A 1782-nucleotide genomic window follows, 5' to 3' on the forward strand; every position below is an offset into this window, starting at 1 on the left:
GCTGCTGCGGCACGGGCTGCGCAACGCGGCCCTGCCGGTCGTGTCGATCCTGGGCCTGCAGGTCGCGGCGCTGCTGGTCGGCGCGGTCGTCGTGGAGCGGGTCTTCGCGCTGCCGGGGGTGGGCACCATGCTGCTCACCGACGTCGGCAACCGGGACCTGCTGAAGGTCCAGGGCGAGGTGCTGCTGCTGAGCGGGGCCGTGCTGGCGATCGGGTTCCTGGTCGACGTCGGGCACCGGCTCGTGGACCCCCGGCTGCGGGTGGCGCGGTCGTGACCACGCCGGGAGCCGTGCTGCGGGAGCCCGGAGGTGCGATCGGTGCCGCGCTGATCGGGCTGCTGGTCCTGTCCGCGCTGGTCTCGCTCGTGTGGACCCCCTTCGACCCGACGCTGGTGGACCCGGCCGCCTCGTGGGCGCCGCCGCTGACCGGCGGGCACCTGCTCGGTGCCGAGGCCAGCGGGCGGGACCTGTTCAGCCAGCTCCTCGCGGGGGCCCGGATCACCACGGTGGCCGCGCTGGCGGCCACGGTCGTCGCCGGTGTCGTCGGGGTCGGGCTGGCCGTGCTCGCGGCGGTGGGCAGGCGCAGCGGGGACGTGGTCTCCCATTTGGTCGACGTGCTGGTCGCGCTGCCCACCCTGCTGCTCGCCATGGTGCTGGCCGCGGTCTACGGCGGCTCGGTGGCCACGGCGGTCGTCGCGATCGGGATCGGGACCGGTGTGAACGTGGCCAGGGTCGGCCGGGCGGAGATGCGCTCGGCGCTGGGTACGGACTACGTGCTCGCGGCCCGGACGAGCGGGGCCTCGACCGCGCGGATCGTGCGCAGGCACGTGCTGCCGAACGTGGCACCGGTCCTGCTCGTGCAGCTCTCGCTCACCCTGGCGCTGGCGGTGCTGGCCGAGGCGGCGCTGTCCTACCTCGGCTTCGGCACCCCGCCGCCCACCCCGTCCTGGGGGCGGATGCTCCAGGACCTCCAGCAGTTCGTGACCGTGCACCCGTGGGCGGTCGTGTGGCCCGGCCTGGCGATCACCGCGGCGGTGCTCGGGTTCTCGCTGGTCGGTGACGCGCTGCGAGACGTCACCGATCCCCGGCTGCGCCGCGCCGTGCCCGCGCCCGAGGTGCTCGCGTGAGCCTGCTGCAGATCCAGGACCTCACGGTCCGCCTCGGCGGCCGCGCCGTCGTCGACTCCGTGTCCCTCGCCGTGGCGCCGGGGGAGCGGCTCGGGCTGATCGGGGCCTCGGGATCGGGGAAGTCGCTCACTGCGCTCGCCGCCGTGGGCCTCGCCCCGGACGAGGCCGAGGTGACCGGTCGGGTCCTGCTCGCGGGGCGCGAGGTCCTCGGCCTCACCGACCGCGAGCTCGCCGGACTGCGCGGCGGGACGGTGGGCGTGGTGTTCCAGGAGCCGCAGACGGCGCTCGACCCGCTGATGCGCGTGGGGAGGCAGGTCGCGGGTCCGGTCCGCAGGCTCACGGGGCTGTCCCGGCGGGCGGCCGCCGAGCGGGCGGTGGCCCTGCTGGCCACCGTGGGCCTGCCCGATCCCGCGCACCTCGCGCGCGCCTTCCCGCACCAGCTCTCGGGCGGCCAGCGCCAGCGCGTCGGCATCGCGATCGCGCTGGCCGGGGACCCCGCCCTGCTGATCGCGGACGAGCCCACCACCGCCCTGGACGTCACGGTGCAGGCGGAGATCCTCGACCTGCTCGACCGCCTGGTCCGCGAGCGGGACATGGCGCTGCTGTTCATCAGCCACGACCTCGCGGTCGTGGCCCGGGTGGCCGAGCGGGTCGCCG

General features: G+C 76.0%; 3 protein-coding genes. All 3 read left to right on the forward strand.

All coding sequences use genetic code 11. The features are described from left to right. Positions 1-274: ABC transporter permease subunit (locus tag H5J29_RS31325; RefSeq protein ID WP_181784542.1), on the forward strand; the 274-nt coding region annotated here is incomplete at its 5' end. Next, on the forward strand, positions 271-1125 hold the full coding sequence (locus H5J29_RS31330; RefSeq protein ID WP_181784543.1) for an ABC transporter permease: 855 nt from the start codon (positions 271-273) through the stop codon (positions 1123-1125). The genes H5J29_RS31325 and H5J29_RS31330, both read left to right, overlap by 4 nt. Continuing rightward, a partial coding sequence (locus tag H5J29_RS31335; protein WP_181784544.1) for an ATP-binding cassette domain-containing protein occupies positions 1122-1782 on the forward strand: 661 nt, incomplete at its 3' end. The genes H5J29_RS31330 and H5J29_RS31335, both read left to right, overlap by 4 nt.

It is taken from the genome of Pseudonocardia pini, from assembly GCF_013870575.1.
Lineage (GTDB): Bacteria > Actinomycetota > Actinomycetes > Mycobacteriales > Pseudonocardiaceae > Pseudonocardia > Pseudonocardia pini.